The sequence below is a fragment of the Gemmiger formicilis genome, from assembly GCF_024462815.1.
Taxonomy (GTDB): Bacteria; Bacillota; Clostridia; order Oscillospirales; family Ruminococcaceae; genus Gemmiger.
The window spans coordinates 147,250-162,588 of record NZ_JANGCG010000006.1; the positions used below are offsets into that span (position 1 = coordinate 147,250).

Annotated in this window: 18 protein-coding genes; 3 read left to right on the forward strand and 15 right to left on the reverse strand. The window is 54.0% G+C overall.

Annotated features, from left to right (window positions below; all coding sequences use genetic code 11):
- The first annotated feature begins 221 nt into the window (after positions 1-221).
- Positions 222-1,790, forward strand: a complete 1,569-nt coding sequence (locus tag NE623_RS07260; RefSeq protein WP_256273027.1) for an alpha-amylase family glycosyl hydrolase — start codon at positions 222-224, stop codon at positions 1,788-1,790.
- Positions 1,791-1,846: 56 nt separating this feature from the next.
- Here NE623_RS07260 and NE623_RS07265 read toward each other — a convergent pair whose 3' ends face one another.
- The 11 genes from NE623_RS07265 to NE623_RS07315 form a co-directional block, all read right to left on the reverse strand.
- On the reverse strand, positions 1,847-2,422 hold the full coding sequence (locus NE623_RS07265; RefSeq protein ID WP_256273026.1) for a nitroreductase family protein: 576 nt from the start codon (positions 2,420-2,422) through the stop codon (positions 1,847-1,849).
- Positions 2,423-2,505: 83 nt separating this feature from the next.
- Positions 2,506-3,195 (reverse strand): peptidoglycan-binding domain-containing protein, encoded by a 690-nt coding sequence (locus NE623_RS07270; RefSeq protein ID WP_256273025.1) that lies wholly within the window; start codon positions 3,193-3,195, stop codon positions 2,506-2,508.
- Between the two features lie 3 nt (positions 3,196-3,198).
- Positions 3,199-5,298 (reverse strand): peptidoglycan-binding domain-containing protein, encoded by a 2,100-nt coding sequence (locus NE623_RS07275; protein ID WP_256273024.1) that lies wholly within the window; start codon positions 5,296-5,298, stop codon positions 3,199-3,201.
- 466 nt (positions 5,299-5,764) lie between these two features.
- On the reverse strand, positions 5,765-6,799 hold the full coding sequence (locus NE623_RS07280; RefSeq protein ID WP_256273023.1) for an IS30 family transposase: 1,035 nt from the start codon (positions 6,797-6,799) through the stop codon (positions 5,765-5,767).
- Positions 6,800-7,074: 275 nt separating this feature from the next.
- A complete protein-coding gene (locus NE623_RS07285; RefSeq protein ID WP_256273022.1) occupies positions 7,075-7,272 on the reverse strand; it encodes a hypothetical protein in 198 nt (65 codons plus the stop codon).
- 5 nt (positions 7,273-7,277) lie between these two features.
- Positions 7,278-8,192, reverse strand: a complete 915-nt coding sequence (locus NE623_RS07290; RefSeq protein ID WP_256273021.1) for a hypothetical protein — start codon at positions 8,190-8,192, stop codon at positions 7,278-7,280.
- Positions 8,192-8,371 (reverse strand): hypothetical protein, encoded by a 180-nt coding sequence (locus tag NE623_RS07295; protein WP_256273020.1) that lies wholly within the window; start codon positions 8,369-8,371, stop codon positions 8,192-8,194. The genes NE623_RS07290 and NE623_RS07295 overlap by 1 nt, the downstream gene beginning before the upstream one ends.
- Before the next feature lie 82 nt (positions 8,372-8,453).
- Complete coding sequence (locus NE623_RS07300; protein WP_256273019.1) at positions 8,454-8,951, reverse strand: hypothetical protein; 498 nt, start codon at positions 8,949-8,951, stop codon at positions 8,454-8,456.
- Positions 8,951-9,097, reverse strand: a complete 147-nt coding sequence (locus tag NE623_RS07305) for a hypothetical protein (RefSeq protein WP_256273018.1) — start codon at positions 9,095-9,097, stop codon at positions 8,951-8,953. The genes NE623_RS07300 and NE623_RS07305 overlap by 1 nt, the downstream gene beginning before the upstream one ends.
- 2 nt (positions 9,098-9,099) lie before the next feature.
- Complete coding sequence (locus tag NE623_RS07310; RefSeq protein ID WP_256273017.1) at positions 9,100-9,456, reverse strand: hypothetical protein; 357 nt, start codon at positions 9,454-9,456, stop codon at positions 9,100-9,102.
- A gap of 4 nt (positions 9,457-9,460) precedes the next feature.
- Positions 9,461-11,020, reverse strand: a complete 1,560-nt coding sequence (locus tag NE623_RS07315) for a hypothetical protein (RefSeq protein ID WP_256273016.1) — start codon at positions 11,018-11,020, stop codon at positions 9,461-9,463.
- A 27-nt stretch (positions 11,021-11,047) separates the two neighbouring features.
- Here NE623_RS07315 and NE623_RS07320 point away from each other — a divergent pair, with 27 nt between their 5' ends.
- Positions 11,048-11,188 carry a hypothetical protein gene (locus NE623_RS07320; RefSeq protein WP_256273015.1) on the forward strand — a complete coding sequence of 47 codons (141 nt, stop codon included), beginning with the start codon at positions 11,048-11,050 and terminating at the stop codon, positions 11,186-11,188.
- 206 nt (positions 11,189-11,394) lie between these two features.
- Here the strand turns inward: NE623_RS07320 and NE623_RS07325 are convergent, their stop codons facing one another.
- The 4 genes from NE623_RS07325 to NE623_RS07340 form a co-directional block, all read right to left on the reverse strand.
- On the reverse strand, positions 11,395-11,607 hold the full coding sequence (locus tag NE623_RS07325; RefSeq protein WP_256273013.1) for a hypothetical protein: 213 nt from the start codon (positions 11,605-11,607) through the stop codon (positions 11,395-11,397).
- 56 nt (positions 11,608-11,663) lie between these two features.
- Positions 11,664-11,888 (reverse strand): hypothetical protein, encoded by a 225-nt coding sequence (locus NE623_RS07330; RefSeq protein ID WP_256273012.1) that lies wholly within the window; start codon positions 11,886-11,888, stop codon positions 11,664-11,666.
- On the reverse strand, positions 11,888-12,613 hold the full coding sequence (locus tag NE623_RS07335) for a Rep family protein (protein WP_256273010.1): 726 nt from the start codon (positions 12,611-12,613) through the stop codon (positions 11,888-11,890). Before NE623_RS07335 ends, NE623_RS07330 begins: the two co-directional genes overlap by 1 nt.
- A 155-nt stretch (positions 12,614-12,768) precedes the next feature.
- A complete protein-coding gene (locus NE623_RS07340; RefSeq protein ID WP_256273009.1) occupies positions 12,769-13,053 on the reverse strand; it encodes a hypothetical protein in 285 nt (94 codons plus the stop codon).
- Between the two features lie 209 nt (positions 13,054-13,262).
- Between NE623_RS07340 and NE623_RS07345 the strand changes: the two genes are divergently transcribed.
- Positions 13,263-14,753, forward strand: a complete 1,491-nt coding sequence (locus NE623_RS07345; protein WP_256273008.1) for a DUF1846 domain-containing protein — start codon at positions 13,263-13,265, stop codon at positions 14,751-14,753.
- Positions 14,754-15,339 lie beyond the last annotated feature (586 nt).

Below are 15,339 nucleotides of genomic sequence, written 5' to 3' on the forward strand. Positions count from 1 at the left end.
ATTTGTCAATGAAATGTTCACATTTTAGCAATATGTTGTATTTTGGTGCAAAATGTAGAAAAATTATAGGTTATTTTGTACCCTTTGCGGCGTTGACAAACGCCAAAGAAGAAGGTAGTATAAAACTGGAATGGTGTGAAACGTTTCCAAAAGCGGCAGGGCAAACCAACCCACCCCGCGGACGCTTCCGCCGTATATAGGCATTGCAAAGGAGAACCAGTATGAAACAGTGGCTCAAAGACGCAGTTTTTTATGAAATCTATCCCCAGAGCTTCTACGATACCAACGGTGACGGCATCGGTGACTTGCAGGGCATTATCGCCAAGCTGGATTATATCAAGGAGCTGGGCTGCAACGCTCTGTGGATTAACCCCTGCTTTGACTCACCTTTCAAGGATGCCGGCTATGATGTGCGCGACTACAAGAAGATCGCCCCGCGCTACGGCACGAACGAGGACGCCGAGGCGCTTTTCAAGGCCGCGCACGAGAAGGGCATCCGCGTGTTGTTTGACCTTGTGCCCGGCCACACCAGCGAGGAACACGCATGGTTCCAGGAGAGCTGCAAGCCCGAGCACAACGAATATTCCGACCGCTTCATCTGGACGGATTCCTGCTTCACAGCGGGGGACGGTATGCCCTTCATCGGCGGTGAGACCGACCGCAACGGCACCTATATCCTGAACTTCTTCAAATGTCAGCCCGCACTGAACTACGGCTACGGCAAAATCAACCAGAAGTGGCAGAAGCCCACCACCGACCCCGCCTGTGTGGGCACGGTCGAGGCCATGAAGGACGTCATGCGGTTCTGGCTGGATATGGGCTGTGATGGCTTCCGCGTGGATATGGCGTCGAGCCTTGTCAAGAACGATACGAAAAATAAAAAGTACACCTGTGCGGTCTGGCGCAATATCTCCGCCATGCTCAAAAAGGAGTACCCCGAGGCGGCCCTCGTCTCCGAGTGGAACGGCCCGAAGATGTCGCTGAAGAACGGCTTTGATATGGACTTCTATCTCGAGTGGCAGGGCAACGGCTACAGCTGGTTGATGCGTAACTATGACGGCGCGACCGACTCCAACCCGCACAACATCGGCAAGGCCTATTTCTGCAAGGACTCCGGCACCGGCATCGACAAGTTCCTGGATGACTATCTGCCCACCTACAAGGCCACCCACAAGGACGGCCTGTGGTGCTTCATCACCTGCAACCATGATACCATCCGCCCCTCCGCGGGTCTGACGCCGGACGAGCTGCGCCTGGCCTACGCCACGATTTTCACGCTGCCCGGCGCGCCGTTCGTCTACTACGGCGATGAAATCGGTATGCGCTATCTGCCTCTGCCCACCAAGGAGGGCGGCTACTTCCGCACCGGCTCCCGCACGCCGATGCAGTGGGATGACACAGCCAACCACGGCTTCTCGACAGCCGAAGCAAAGGACCTCTATCTGCCGGTGGACACTGCTGCCGATGCGCCCACGGTTGCCGCGCAGACAGAGGACCCGGACAGCCTGCTGAACACCGTCAAGAGCCTGCTGGCCTTCCGCCACGCCCACAAGGACCTGAACTCCGATGCACCGTTCAAGGTGCTGTACGCCCCCAAGGCCAAGAAGGACTATCGTCCTTTCGTGTGGCAACGCGGCGATCTGATTTGCGCCGTCAACCCGGCAGGCGTTGCCGCGGAGCTGCCGCTGGAGCTGGCCGAGGACCTGCACATTCAGTACACCATCGGCAAGGCTGAGATTGTCAATGACACCCTCTCCCTCGGTGCCCAGAGCTTCGCAATTCTGGGGTAAAGCAAAAACAAAGTGCTGCTCTCCTTTGCAGGAAGCAGCACTTTTTATTTGCGAGTTTATAAGGTTTTCAACAGCACTTCATCCATCCCACGCTTGGGCACGCAGTAGTTGCGGTCGGCGTCAAGATAATACTTCACGCTGCCGTCCTGCATTTCCACCAGATGGCTCTCATGGGTGGGGTAGCCGAGGGCTACCATATAGCACAGGCGCACGCCCTCGGGCAGCGCCAGCAGCTCTTTGAGGGCCGGGCGGTCGATGGCACCCATAATGCAGCTGCCCACGCCGTGCGCCCACGCCGCCGCGGTCAGGCTGCCCAGCGCGAGGCCGACATCCACATCGGAGGCACCCGGCAGATTGTCATCCTGCAAAACGGCAATAAAGGCGGTGGGCAGCTCGTCGGCCTTGGGCGTGCCCTGTTCCGGCGGCAGATACGCGGCCCAGTGCACCAGCGGCTGCACGGTGGCCACGGCATCGGCGCTTTCCACAACGATATACCGCACGGTCTGGCGGTTCGCGCCGCAGCTGGCCATGCGGGCCGCGTCCACGGCCTCGGTCAGAATCTCATGGGGCACGGCGCGCTGTGCAAAACGGCGGTAAGTGCGGCGGGAACGCAGAAACTCCATCATATCCATATCGGAACACTTCCTTATTATATAGTAGCTTCTTGCAGGCAGCCCCTGCAAAGACCTTTTATCCTAATTATAATCGCCCGCCTTCACTTGTCAATGACGGTTGCCGTCCGGCCGATGCCCACCGTGGCTTCGGCAATCTTTTTCCAGCTGGCACAGCCGCACACGCCGTCTGCGGTCAGCCCGAACCGGCGCTGGCAGCCCTTCAGCGCGCTTTCGGTTGCCTGCCCGAAAATGCCGTCCAGCTTGTTGGTGGAATACCCCAGCGCGTTCAGCGCGTCCTGCAGAACCAGCACATAGGTGCTGCGGCTGCCGCGGCGCAGGGTGGGGAAGCCCGCGGTGGTGTTGGCACAGGCAGGCTTGCCGTACCGCCGGTCAAAGTGTACCCATGTGGGCGTCATTGAAAGCGGCTCCACATAGCCCCATGCGCCGGTGGCCACGGCAGCGTTGTAAATTTTGCGGCGGTTGGCGGCGGTGGTGCGCTGCCCCACGTCAAAGGCAACGCCCGCATAGTGCTGGCTGGTTGTGCCGTGGCCACCCTCCCAGATGCGCCGGAAAGCGTACCCCACCGGGATGCCGCTGCCGTAGGTACGGCGGGTCAGGTTCCACGCCTCCATGGCGGCGGTTGTGGTCCACAGCACGTTGCCCTTGCTGGCACCGCGGAACTCCCGCACACGCAGGGTGGTGCCGGTGCTGTAGGGCATGGGATCATTCTCGCTCAGATAGTAGCGGAAAAATTTATTGTCATAGGAATCGTACACAAAAACCTTTGGCATGACTTATCCCTCCTGGCATTCGCGGCAAAGCTCCTGCGCGGCCAGGCGCAGGCTTTCCCATGTGTCGGCGTCCACAACGCCCAGCGTTTTCAGCCCGGCGGTCAGCTGGTAGCTCTCCAGCGCGGCCTCGGTCACGGCGTCAAACTGGCCGGTTTCGGGCACAAAATCAGCGCTCTGGTCGGCGGAGGCAATCACGTTGAGCCACCGCTGCACCTGCAGCACGGCGGGCCCGGCACTGCCCAGCGCCAGCGCCCCGGCGGGCCAGATACCGCCCGGCTCGGGGCTGGCGGCGGCGGGGTTCGCGGCCAGAAGCTCCTCGGCAGCGGTGCGGAAAGTCTCCCAGTCGGCTGCAGTTACCACGCCGGTTTCTGTCAGCCCGAAGTACCGCTGTGCGCTGCGCACAGCAGTTTCCAGCTCGAGGTCAAAGCTGTTGGCCGGTGTATCGCTGGCGGGGAAGTTGATTTCCGGTATCCACTGGCTCATAAACAGCAGCAGCCGGTTCAGCCGCAGCACCGCAGGGCCGGTGCTGCCGGGGCGCAGCGTGGCAGAGGGCGTCGGCAGGCTGACGGTGCGCACCACCGGGCCGCTGGTGTCCAGAGCCTGCACGGCATCGTACAAACTCTGGAAAGTCAGCCGCCCCACCACGCCGTCCACGGTCAGCCCGGCCCGTGCCTGCCACGCCTTTACCGCCCGCGTGGTAGCCGCGCCGAAGCGCCCATCCACGGTCACGGTGGGAATATCGCTGTAATAGGCCGACAGCCGCCGCAGATAGAACTGCACAGCCCGCACTGTCGTGCCGGTGCTGCCCTCCCGCACGGTGGTGGTGAACTGCCCGGGCGCGGTGTTGGCGGCCACAATTTTGTTGGCCACGGCCAAGGCGACCTCCTTCAGCTTGTTCCACGTGCTGCGCCCCACTACGCCATCTGCCGTCAGTCCGAACAGGCTCTGGAATGCCTCCACCGCGCTCACGGTGGCCGCGCCGTAGCTGCCGTCCACCGTGACGGTGCGCAGGGCACTGTAGTTGCCCGCGGCCAGACGCAGCCAGAACTGTACCAGCCGCACCTCCATCCCGGTGGCTCCGCGGCGCAGTGCCGTGCCCGGCCATGCCGTGCCGCCAAGGTCACTCTGCGCATCCACCCAGGCGGAATACAGGGCGTTCCACGTAGCCTGCCCGACTGCGCCGTCGGCGGTCAGCCCCTGCTTTTGCTGAAAGGCGCGGACCGCACGCTCGGTGGCCGCGCCGTAGCTGCCGTCCACGGTTACGCTTACCAGTGACGAATCAAACTGCGCCAAGTCCGAAAGCCAGAATTGCACCTGCTCCACTCTGCTACCGGTGGCCCCGCGCCGCAGCACCGTGCCCGGCCAGCCGCCCGCGCTCTGGGTGCCCTCCGCGGTTTCACCCTCGCTGGTCAGCTCGGCTAAGTCCTTGACGCTGACGTAGATATAGCTTATCTTGTTCCATGTGGCCCGGCCCACAATGCCGTCCGCGGTCAGGCTGAACTGTTTCTGGAATTTCTTCACGCTGTTCTCGGTGGCCTCGTCAAAGGTACCGTTCACGGTGGGTTTGCCGAAGGAGGGGTAATCCTTTGCAATGCGGGACAGCTGCTTTTGCAGGATCCGGACATTTGTGCCGGTGCTGCCGCGCCGCAGCGGGCTGCCGGGATAGCTGGACGGAATGGCCGCAATGCTGTCGGTGGTCACCAGCTGGACGCGGTTGCCGTAGTAGTAGCGCAGAATCTGTAGCGCGTTCATGCCCTCCCGCGCACGGTCCACCGTACCCCACTGCTTCATGCCGGGACAGGTCACAGTCTTGCCGTCGCAGTATTCGGTAAAATACGGCTCGACATCGCCGGTGCGCTGCACGTAGGTGTTGAACAACTCTGCGGTCAGGCGCTCCATCACCGCAAAGACCGTTCGTCCGTTGACATAGGCCTGGTCATACCCGGGCGAGCCGGTAATGTTGAAGCTGTAGCCCCGGCTGGGGTACCACTCGGTCCAGATACGGTTCAGTGCCAGACTGACTTGCGCAATAATATTGGCGCGCAGGGCCTCCTCCGGCCAGGAAAGCGGCCCGCACCCGCTACTGTCAAGGGTTCGTGACAAAATTGCACTAAAAATTGAAAAGTGTCAATAGATGAATGTTGCATAATTAGGAGCCTGCGGCGCTTGTGCCGCTCAGACGCCGAAACCCTGAAGGGTTCCGGCTATCAAAAGATGCACAAGGCCCGCGTGCGCGGGCCGCGCGTCTAAAGTGTCTTTTAAAACATTCGGGCCTTGCGGCCTTCATATGCTGCCGAAAACAGGCGGCTAAAGGGTTCGGGAGAACTTCGGTCAAGTAAAGGGTTTGGCTTACGCCAAAAATTTTTTCTTTATAAATTGGGAAAAAATTCAAGCCCTTGACTTGGCCGATTTTTCGTGCGTGCCGTAGTCACGGCGAGGAACTCAGGAAGCAAGGGAAAATAAAGAGCCTCGCCTATCAGCCCATTGTAGCACGAAAAACCGTTCCCCCTAGGCGGTGCTAAACGGTAGGTTCTCCGGCTCAGAATCTAGTAAGCAAAGGGCCGTCCGGCTACAGCAAGCCGAAAAAGCGGTAAACTTTCTCGCGGTTGTACAGCGGGAGCCGGTCTAGCTCCTCTTTCAGCACATCGGCGGCACAACGTCCGCCGAACATCGGGCGGGAATAGTGGTTCACCCAATACTGTACCTCGGCGGCCTGAGTCTGGGTGACGTGTGCCAGGCTTTGGCCTTTAGGAAATTTGCGGCGAATCAGCTTGTTTGTGACCTCGTTCGTGCCACGTTCGTGTGGGCTTTGAGGATGGCAATAGAACATTGTAACGCCCAGCGCGTCTATACCGCTTTGGTCTGCAAATTCCGAACCGTTATCGGAAGTCAGTGTGTGAAAGATGGTTTTCCAATCCCGGCCAAAGTATCGGCGCAGACGGCGGAGCTGGCGCACGGTTTCGGCTGCTGTTTTGCTCTCTGCTTTCAAGATGATTTCGGTTCTTGTTTTTCTCTCAGAGATAACCAACAGACTTTCTTTCTGACCTACAGCCTTGCCTATAACACTGTCTATTTCCCAATGGCCAACCGTTTCACGGTCTTGCACTTCCTTGGCACGGCGTTCTATACTTCGGTGGCCGGGGTTGGCAATGTTACTGTGCGAGCCGCTACCTTTGCCGGTCTTAGGGTGGCCTTGCGGAAGGTGCTTATACCGCAAGGTTTGAAACAGTTTCATTTCTATGTATCGGTAACAGGTGGTCTTGCTTATGGTGATTCCGAAAGCGTCCCCGACATGATGAATGGCATCCTCAGGGCTGGAGCCGTCCAGTATATACGCCTCCAGCGCGGCGAGGTAGTCGCGGCGGTTTGCTATTTTAAGGTCCGGGCCGTGGGCGGTTCTCATATAATCGGCGCGGTCTTGCGCTTTCTGGGGGCTGTAAGTGGTATAGTATTCCCACGTATCACCGTTCAGCTGTTCAACTTCTCCGCGTTTCAACTCCCGACAGATGGTAGAGGGCCAGACGCCGACCTCTTTTGCTATAGCAGTCTGGGTGTAGCCCATCTTATGCAGATGTGCTATTAGATTCCGTTCGTTCTCTGTCAATGGTCGGCCTTTTGGTCGTGGTTCTGTATACATATTGCACCTCAAAAAGAAAAACCGTTGCAATCCGAAAGGACAGCAACGGCTAAAATTATATATGGCTTGCATTTTCACGGCAATAGGCGCACTCTGGGTGCAAGCCGCAGAGTGGCAGACCGCCCGAGCGTGGTTCGTTCGGGCAGTTTACACGGCTATAGTAATTGGCTATGGCCACAACAGGCCCGGGGCACGAACCGTCTGCAAAGTAACTGCAGGGCTTGCGAAGGCAGTAAGGACGCTTATTTGTTTTGTCCATCCGACAAACCTGTTTCATCTTCGGGCCACCTTTCTTTTATGGTTTCGTTCAGATATACAAGGCAGGATTCAAGATATTCCACTCTTTGTGAAACAAGGGGTATGCTTATGAAATTGTTAGATATGTACAGGCCAACTAAGGCGGCATTACGGGCCAATTTATACACTTCTTCTTCGGTCATACAGATCACCTCTTAATTTGCCCGGACATACGGCGCTGGGCCTTTTTCGTGGGCTTGCTGGCCACTTCCAGACCCAGCGGCCCGGCCGGTGCCTGATTGCTGATAATTTCCGCTTCAGGGAGAATGTCGCCTTCCTCAAACTTCTTTTGCAAGTTATCTACCACAGCCAAGGTATCATAGGCGTTATAATCGCGGTCACGCACGAACCACAGGCCGCGCCGGAGCGGGCGTATCATCTCGGCGTTGGTGGCGTTCTCCATTTCCCACGCGTCGTAGCTAGCCCACAGCTGAAAACGCCAAATCTTGTTACACTGAATGACTGTATGGGTAACATCCCGCAGCAGTTTGTCCACGTGCTGAAATCGCTGGGCCGAGCCGTAAAAACTAATATGGTAGTGTCGGCAACAAAGCAACGTGTTGAGGAAATAAGCGTTAAAGTTGTCCTTGAATGACCGGCTGTTCATTTGCACCGACAATTCATCCATTGCCACGATGGTAACAGTTAGTGTATCGTTTTCATCGTCCACCACATTTGTGGTTTTGCTTGCCTTAACGACCTGCGCAAGACTTTCTAATTTTATGTACGGAACAGCCAAATCCACATTTGAAAGAATGTTGATTTTCTGCACAACAAATTTTTTGCGCCGGGGACACCATACTACTTTGTCATTGTAGCAGTTATACAGGCCAACAACCTTATGTACCAGAGACAGAGTTTTTCCGGAGCCGAAATAGCCGCAGTAGATATCCAGCGCACCCACAGGGCAGTTATGCCAGCCCCGGTGAAGCTGGTAATAGTACAGGTCTTTGATAGCGTTGAAGCCGGTTTGGAAGGGATGGAACGTTATTTGCCGCGCAATGCGAGAGACACCCAGCGTAATGAGCGCAGCGACCAGAAGCAGAACCATGTAACCGTTCATCAGAAGCGACCCCCACGAGCAAATGTGTGAGTGAAATCCTTGATGATGCCGAACACGAACAGAAATAGCGCCACGGCCACAAGAATTGCCAGAAACCAGGGGAAGAACTCGGACAGGTTTTGCGGCGCGTCGGCAGAGATACCGAAGAACGCCAGCAAATCATAGAACAGAGATACCATTTTTTACACCTCACTTTGCGGCGACGCGCGCGCGGGGCGGGGGCAATAGCCCCCGCGCCCCGGACGCGCTTGCCGCTTTTGCTTAAAAGCCACGAACCAAACCGACAACGATTGCACCGACGACCACGGCGGCCAGTACCAACAGCAGCACCTCGGATACGCTGTAATCAGAAAACTCTTTCTCGAATGCGGCGGGCTGGGCCGTCTCGGCGGTCGCCATTTCCGCAGCTGTGCGCAGATCCACAAGTTGTTCTGAAATCGTGTCCAACTGGGCCGTGTAATCCTGCGCCGGTTCGGCGGTTTGCATATCGGGCACATCGGCTGCATCCTCGGCAGGGGTCAGAATGTCCACTAATGTGTTGATGGATTCTTGCAGGGTGTCCAGCTTTTCATATAGCTGGGGGTCATAAGTCTGAACGCCCTGCACTTGAATTACTTCATGTGTTTCTTCCCCGGTCGTTTCTGCTACATCGGCGGGCGGGGTGTAGTCCTCGGCGCTGGCCCGGAGCGTGAACAGCGTGGAAAGACCGAGCAACAGCAGGATGAGAACGCCACAGAATTTATTGAAATTGTCGCTCATTACCACAGCATCTCCTTTACTACCCAGACGACCAGCGCGGCTAACAGCGTCCAGAGCATAAAATCCCAAAACGAGAATACAGCGCCGTATATGTCCATTTTGATTTGCAAAAATCTTGCAATTTCTGTCATAACTGCTACAAACATTTCTATTTATCCTTTCCGCCCAAGGCATTAAAGATAGCGACCACCGCAACACAGACTGACAACATAATGAGATACAGCGCGAAGGACGAAGGTAAACAACCGATAACACCGCCGACGCAGACGGTAGTAAATTCTAAAACTCCTTCTAAACCGCCGAAAAGTTCTTCCCATTTTTCTTTTACTCCGTTCATAAGGTTTGTAAGCGCATCGGCTGAATCCATGGTAGCGTTGGCCATATCGTCACCGGTCTGCGCTGTCTCGCTGGTGCTAATATCGCTAACCACTCCGTCCGCAAAGACCGGGCAGGCCGTGCAAATCAGGACGCAGAACAGCGCCAGAATAGCGCACAATTTTTTCATGGTATCACCTACCTGTAATAAATTTGATGATGCGGATAACTGTTACAATAACCGCGCCTGCGGTTATTGCTGTAATGGCTTGCGTAGGAATAAAGGGGAACAGCTTTCCGACAAGAGAGAGCAGCCAAAGCAGGAAACTGAAAATTGACGTGATTAGCTTCCATATCGCTTTGAGAATTTTTTCGACGATGTCTTTCAGCAAATCAGCAAGCCATTTGAACGGATTCCAAGAATTATCACCAGAACCAGAGCCGGAGCCAGAGCCACCCGGATTGTCACCTCCGGGAGTAGGCGGTGTAGTGGGTGTGGGCGGGTCTGTCGGTGTAGGTGTAACATCGGGAGCGGGTGTTTCCGTAGGGTCGGGAGACGGAGAAGGAGACGGAGAAGGTGTAGGAGACGGCGAGGGCGAAGGTGTGGGGGTCGGGGTATCTTCATAATTGATATAGTAGTAATTGTTAGTTACTGAATCGTAGGTGTAATATTTGTTGGTTTCGTTGTTGTAGATGATGGGCGTATTGGAAATGTTTGTAACGGTTTCGTTTTTCTCGTTGATGGTGGTGTACTGCGGGTAGATGTAAGTTAGATTGGTGCTGTTGTCTACATAGATGTTGCCGTTCCATGTGTTATTGGTAATTGTAATATTTGTGTCAGAGGTGATTTTATTATCATCAGGGTCACAAGTTACTACAAGGCGAAAAACACGAGCTTTAATAGCTTCACCTTTTGCGGCTGAATAGACTGTATAACTAAAATCATACGCTTGATACCGAGATATTCCATAATCATCATAACGAGCCGAATCTGTCGGGAGCTTCATAGTTTCTTGTTTAGGCGAGTAGAAAATCTGTTCATCTGCGCCTAATGATTTTCGATAGCGAAATAGGGGTTGACCCTTCGCGACATAATAAGTGCCGGGTACACCGTTTTGAACTTCATAAACAACATTGAATGTAGCATATGTTCTAGTATGCCGTAAAGCATCAACAAGGATATAATCATAATCGTACTGATTGTAATTGAACGAAAGTTGATAATGCTTACAATACGATTGATGATTTCCGGTTCTTTTACAGTCATCCGTATGATACTCTTGTTCAACAAAAAAATCCTGATAGGGCACAGAAACACAATTAGAATTTAAAGCAAGACGAGGATGTGCAACATAGGTTAGTTTTCCCTCTTTGCTGACTTGTGCAGTGCCTTCCTCATCTTCAAAACCCGGTAGGTCTTTCCGGCCGATGCCGGAGGGGGCTTTTTCGGCTGGAATTAAGTGACCGTTGTTGAACGCAAAATTCAGAATTGCGTTTGCATCAGCGGCGTTTATAATAGCTTGGTCACCAGCAGATAAAAGTTTAAGACCGGCAACAGCGCTTAAATATGCCCATTTGCCGCAAGTATTGCATTTGTAGAAATCCCAATAGTTACCGACCAAGTGATACGTCTTTTTTGTGACTTCACCACCACAGGCGGGGCAAACGATGGCGTTATCAGCGAAAGCCGCAAAAGGCATCATTGACAAAACCAAAAATACAGTTAAAATTATAGATACAAGACGCTTTTTCATAGACACCACCGAAAGGAGAAGTTGAGAATGACGGACGAAAACAGAGAACGCCTAAAAATTGCTTTGTTGCTAATTATAGGTTCCCTAGGCGATATAGTTTTTATGCCGATTGGATTGGTTATCAATATCGGCTTGATAATTTGGCTTCTATTTAAAATCTTCCACTAAACCCGCCGCCGCTGGCGGCTTTTTTATTTTCTGGGGACGTAGAACGCTTGCGCGTACATTTGCGAAAGTCTACCGCAAGCAATGCGGGAGCAGAAGCGGCGAATTGCAATAAGGCGGTAGTTTTTCATATATGAACCCTCTTTCAAGGAAAAAGCAAAAAAATGTGGGGCAGGGCATTCGCCCTGCCCCACATGGGCCGTGCTGGATTAGCCGCGGGCGGCGTTCTTCAAGCGGGCGAAGATGCCGATACCCACAGGAACCAGACCAGCGGCGAGACAGAACAGCAGGATGGGCTGCTTGGTAATCTCGGTAACGACGGTGCCGGACAGGGTGAAAACATCGGCCATTGCGGCGATAACGGTTTCCATAGCGCTCTTTGCAACCTCTGCACCGTCGCCAGCGGCGAACATGGTGTACATAGTTGCTTCTCCTTTCCTAGAATTTTTATGTAATCGCTTGCTTTTGGGGGCTTGCGTTACAACTGGTAATCGTGTGGAACGATTTTGTAATCGTCCGGTTCATCTTCAAAACAGGTAACCAGCACGGAATAGTTGTTGCACTGGCTGGCGTATGCTCGTTCGATATCTGTTTTCGCGGCAATCAGCAGCAGGAGAAATTCAAGATTTTCATCAATAGAGGCTTGGCAAATCTCCGGAAGAAGTTCGCCGTAATCATACAAGGTTTTTTGTGTGATTCTCATTAGAAATTTCCCTTCAAATCATCGGCAATCATAACAAAGCCGTCCACATCGTTGACCTTTTGGCTGTTGCCCAGTTCGGCAAGGCGGGCTTGCATTTCTAGCCGTTCGCTGGCCGTCTGGGCCATATCCCGTAGGCGCTGGCGTTCAATGAACTGGTCGCGCCACATGGCGTAGTTGTTTTTGAAGGTGGCCCAACAGCCTTGCTCATACGCCCACCGGCACAGTTCGTTGAAGGTGTCGAACGTGGGCATATCCAGTAGAATTTGCACTTGGTCATCTTCCATCTGGGACATACCGGCGTGTTCGCTGGGTTCTTCAAATTCGTGAGTGCCGACGATATCCTTGCTATACTGATATTTGTCGGGGTCAAGCATATGCCACAGATAGACATACGCCTTATAAAGGTTGTTCACCTTGCGAATGACGTTGACCTCAACGCCGATTTCTTTTGCAATGCCGGAGAAATACCGGGCATTGGGAAAGCTGCACACAAAGTGAACGTGCGGTTTCTTGAGGTCGCCCGGCATCCAATCCGGAAGCGTGCCCTCGTGCTTTTTCACGTAGGCGTCGAACGCCGCTTGCGTGTACACGTCTTTATCATGCAGCGCCCACGCGCAGGGCAGGTTTTGTTTGCAATAGTCGATTGCTGCTTGCTGGCTCTCGGGGTACAGTACAAACATACACTGCCGACTGCGCAAACGTGGTGGAGCTTTTGTGTCGCCCATAACTTTACCATCCTGTTTACTGTCATTTTTGTTTTGTGTCTTGGCACTGACACTGACACTCCAAAGGACGTAGCGCCTTTGGAGTGTCAGCCGCGCGGCTGACGGCAATTATTTACATGGTGACGGCTGGGCGTTTTCTGGTGGGGCGGGGAGCATTACTTAACCAACTCCCACGCGCGAATCTTATTGCCGTAGCGAGTCTCAAAGTCGAACTGACGACCAACAGCGTTTTCGACCTTGCCGCCGACAGCTTCGACGATTTCCCCGGCGTCCACAGTTTTGATGGACAGCTGTTCGGCAATCTGGCCGGTCACGCCAATGGACTTTTTCAGACCGACAACGTGGAACACGATGTTGTCATAGTGAATCTTCTGGTTCGGCTTGTCCTGCGGAGTGAACTCGCCCTCTTTACGCTCAACGCCAATAACCTGATACAGCATTTTCTTTCTCTCTTTCCGCTGGGCTTATTTTCTTTGTTGCCAGCACTTACTTTTTGTACTTTTCGGTCAGGTTCAAGGTTTTCAAACCTTTGTCACGATTATAAAACTATAAGAAGCGGCCCGCACCCACAAAATGCCATTGCAAGCGGCCGCAAAAAATGCTATACTGAATTTGAATTGGTTTACTATTAGGGAAAAGGGGATTGTTGATGAAGATTGGATTTGATAATGACAAATATCTTGCCATGCAGTCTGCCCACATCCGGGAGCGCATTGCACAGTTTGACAATAAGCTGTATCTGGAGTTTGGCGGCAAGCTGTTTGACGATTACCATGCATCCCGCGTGCTGCCGGGCTTTCAGCCGGACTCCAAACTGCAGATGCTTCTGCAGCTGAAGGAGCAGGCTGAGGTTGTCATCGTCATCAGCGCAGAGGACATTGTGGCCAACAAGATGCGCGGTGACTACGGCATTACTTATGATGCGGATGTGCTGCGCCTGATTGACGCCTTCCAGGGGGTCGGTCTCTTTGTGGGCAGCGTCTGCGTGACCAAATATACCGATGCCCCCGAGGTCACGGCCTTTGAGCAGAAGCTCAACGGTCTGGGCATCCGCACCTTCCGTCATTACAAGATTCCCGGCTACCCCAACGATGTGGCCCACATTGTCAGCGATGAGGGCTACGGCAAGAATGATTATATCGAGACCGAGCGCCCGCTGGTGGTCATTACGGCCCCCGGCCCCGGCAGCGGCAAGATGGCGGTCTGCCTGTCCCAGCTCTATCATGAGCATAAGCGCGGCGTCAAGGCAGGCTATGCCAAGTTTGAAACCTTCCCCATCTGGAACCTTCCCCTCAAGCACCCTGTCAACTTGGCCTATGAGGCAGCAACGGCAGATCTGAACGATGTCAATATGATTGACCCGTTCCATCTGGAGGCCTACGGCGAGACCACGGTCAACTATAACCGCGATGTTGAGATTTTCCCGGTTGTCAACGCGATGTTTGAGCTGATTGCGGGCAAAAGCCCCTATCGCTCTCCCACGGATATGGGCGTCAATATGGCGGGCAACTGCATCATTGATGATGAGGTCTGCCGCGAGGCGTCCCTGAACGAGATTGTCCGCCGCTATTTCAAGTGTCTCTGTGACCAGAAGGCCAGCGGCATTGTTAAGCAGGAGCGCTTCAAGCTCGAGCTGCTGATGAACCAGGCGGGCATTGCGCTGGGGGAGCGCGAAGTCGAAAAGCGCGCCCATGCCACCTCTGAAGCCACAAACGGCAAGCCTGCCGCCGCCATTGAGCTGGCAGACGGCACGATTGTCACCGGCAAGACCGGCCCGCTGCTGGGCGCGGCGTCTGCAGCCCTGCTGAACGCGCTGAAGAAGCTGGCCGGTATTGACCAGGAGACGGATTTGGTCTCCGCCCGCGCCATCGAGCCGATTCAGACCCTCAAGACCACCTATCTGGGCAGCAAAAACCCATGCCTTCACACCGATGAGATTCTGATTGCGCTGTCCAGCTCTGTGTCCGAGAACGAGTACGCCGCCAAGGCAATGCGCCAGATACCCAATCTGAAGGGCTGCGACATCCACTCTACGGTTATTCTGTCCAGCGTTGACGCCGATACCCTCAAAAAGCTGGGAATGTACCTGACCTGTGAGCCTCTCTATGAAGAGGATGACCGGATGTACCATAAGAAGTAATCTACATACTATATATAATAGAGCCAGCCTGATGCTTGGCTCTATTTTTTTGTTGCAGTTTCTGTCTTGCCACCCCTGTAGGGGGCGGGGCGTGCCCGGCCCGGTTGTTTCCCAATATCTGCTGTTACTGGTAAACCGCTGAACCCTCCGCACCCACATTTGGTAGTCATACTTCCCCACCTCCGCAATATACACCTTGCCCAAATACCTCTATCAAAATTTGTCAAAAAATCCGAAAAAAGGTGTTGACAAAGTATAGGGGGGTGTGGTAATATATCAAAGTTGTCTCGCGGGCGGGGCCCGCAGCACAGCCGCTGAAGCCTTTAGGTACAGCTTGTAGGCGTTTTTTGAAGAAAACTTCTTCAAAAAACTTTCAGAAAACCTCTTGACAAACAAGAGAATCTGATATATAATATACAAGCTGTCACAGAGATGCGACAGCGCAGCAGGACCTTGAAAATTGAACAAAACTGAAACTTGTGGAACCTTGAACGTGGGTTTGGAAACCCACGATAATCAATTCCAAATTTTACAAGTAATTCATACAGGACGCAAGCGATTGTGTCTGAGTGATTACAGAGATTTA